The sequence below is a fragment of the Streptomyces flavofungini genome, assembly GCF_041028215.1.
Classification (GTDB): Bacteria; Actinomycetota; Actinomycetes; order Streptomycetales; family Streptomycetaceae; genus Streptomyces; species Streptomyces flavofungini_B.
On the sequence record NZ_JASKYR010001004.1, the window covers coordinates 1 to 1,922 of the forward strand.

The 1,922-nt window shown below is 71.7% G+C and carries 2 protein-coding genes; both read left to right on the forward strand.

What is annotated here, in order from left to right; genetic code table 11:
* Positions 1-386 precede the first annotated feature (386 nt).
* Entirely contained in the window at positions 387-1,376 is a 990-nt protein-coding gene (locus tag AB8Z36_RS37660; RefSeq protein WP_369217877.1) for an alpha/beta fold hydrolase, read from the forward strand.
* A gap of 81 nt (positions 1,377-1,457) precedes the next feature.
* The gene (locus tag AB8Z36_RS37665) at positions 1,458-1,865 is read left to right on the forward strand and encodes an MmcQ/YjbR family DNA-binding protein (protein WP_369217878.1); all 408 of its coding nucleotides are present in this window, start codon (positions 1,458-1,460) and stop codon (positions 1,863-1,865) included.
* Positions 1,866-1,922: the final 57 nt, after the last annotated feature.

The following is a 1,922-nucleotide window of genomic DNA, read 5'->3' on the forward strand; positions in this document are numbered from 1 at the left end:
AGGTGTTGGTGGAGGCGTCGGTGGAGGCGTCGGTGGAGGTGGGGCGCGGGGAGATGTATCTGTACGGCGAGTGGTCCGCGCAGCGAGTGCACGGCGAGTGGTCCGCATGGGGCGGCGCGGTTGGGGGAGGCTGAGTCGGAGCGGGGCGATGGGCGACGGGAGGTCGAACGTACGGAGGCCGACCGCGCGGAGGCCGACCACGCAGGGCCGACACATGGGCGGTCGGCCACCCCGAGGCCGACCGCGCAAAACTGGCCGCACAGCCGCACAGCCGCACAGCCGCACAGCCGCACAGCCGCACAGCTCTACCGCCACACCGCTCCACCGCCACACCGCTACACCGCAAGGAACGTTGAACACCGTCGCACCCCAGGGAGCACGCCGCGATGCACGATCGAGATGACGAAGCGAACACGCCCGCCGCCAGTCACACCGCCGGGCTGCTCAACGCGGCGGACGGTGTGCCCGTCGCCACGTACACCTGGCTCCCGGCCGACGGCAGGCCGCGCGCCTACGTACAGATCGCCCACGGAGCCGCCGAGCACGCCCTGCGCTACGACCGCTTCGCCCGGTACCTGACCGCCCACGGCTACGGCGTGGTCGCCTCCGACCACCGGGGCCACGGCGCCACCGCGCAGGCCACCGGCGGCTATGGCGTGACCTCCAAGGGCGCGGACGGGGGCGAGGGCGACGGCGCCGACAGTTGGCGGGCGATCGTCGACGACCTCAAGGCCATCGGCGACCAGGTACGCACCCTGCACCCGGGCCTGCCGTTCTTCCTCCTCGGCCACAGCCTCGGCTCGATGCTCGCGCGGGACTACGCCCAGGAGTACGCGGACGGCCTCGCGGGCCTGATCCTCTCCGGTACGTTCCGCTCGCTGCCCGGCGCCGACACCCAGGGGGCGATCGAGCGCCTGGAGGGGGAGATCGCCGAGCGCGGCCGGAGCGCGATCTCCTCCTTCGTCCCCGACCTCTTCGCCTCGTTCAACGACCCGTACTCGCACCGCACGGGCTTCGAGTGGCTCTCGCGCGACGAGGCGGAGGTCGACGCCTACGCGGCCGACGAGCGCTGCGGGTTCGCCTTCTCCGCCGGGCTCTCCCTGGACTGGGTGCGGGCCGTCCGCAAGATCAACGATCCGCGCAACCTCGCGCGCGTACCGGACGATCTGCCGGTCCACGTGGCCGTGGGGGAGCAGGACCCGTGCAACCAGGGGATGACCCTGGTCCACGAACTCCTTGAGGACTTCCGGTACGTGGGCCTGGACGACCTGACCTGGAAGGGCTATCCGGACGCCCGCCACGAGATCCTCAACGAGACCAACCGGGACGAGGTCCAGGAGGACCTGCGGGCGTGGCTGGACGAGCGGGTGCTGTAAGCGGGGCGAGCCCGCCCGGAGGGCGCTGGCCGTGTACGCCTCCGGGGGCCACTGTCAGTGGCGTTGGCTAACGTTTCCGGCATGCCGAAAGCCAGATCCCGGGGGCCCCGTGCCCGAGCCCGCGCCCGTGTCACCTCCGACGACGTGCGCCGCGTCGCTCTCGCCCTGCCCGACACGGCGGAGAAGCTCGCGTGGGGCATGCCCACGTTCCGCGTGTCCGGGAAGATGTTCCTGACGGTGCCGGACGACGAGACGTCCATCGCCGTGCGCTGCCCGAAGGTGGAGCGCGACGAACTGGTCCTCGCCGAGCCGGAGAAGTTCTGGGTCGCCGCTCACGAGGCGAGCTCGGCATGGGTGCGGGTGCGCCTCGCGGAGCTGGACGTGGAGGAGCTGACGGACATCCTGGCGGACTCCTGGCGGCAGGCCGCGCCGCCCGGACTTCTGGAGCGGCACCCGGAGTTGGGTGTCCCGCCGCTGGGGCCGCGGTGAGAAAACAGAGAGCGCTGTCTGTGGTGCGTGGCATGATCTTGCCATGACCACGGAGGC

What these genes read in the sequence shown, in the direction of transcription:
- AB8Z36_RS37660 (WP_369217877.1), top strand. Translation starts at nt 387, where the DNA reads ATGCACGATCGAGATGACGAAGCGAACACGCCCGCCGCCAGTCACACC.
- AB8Z36_RS37665 (WP_369217878.1), top strand. Translation starts at nt 1,458, where the DNA reads ATGCCGAAAGCCAGATCCCGGGGGCCCCGTGCCCGAGCCCGCGCCCGT.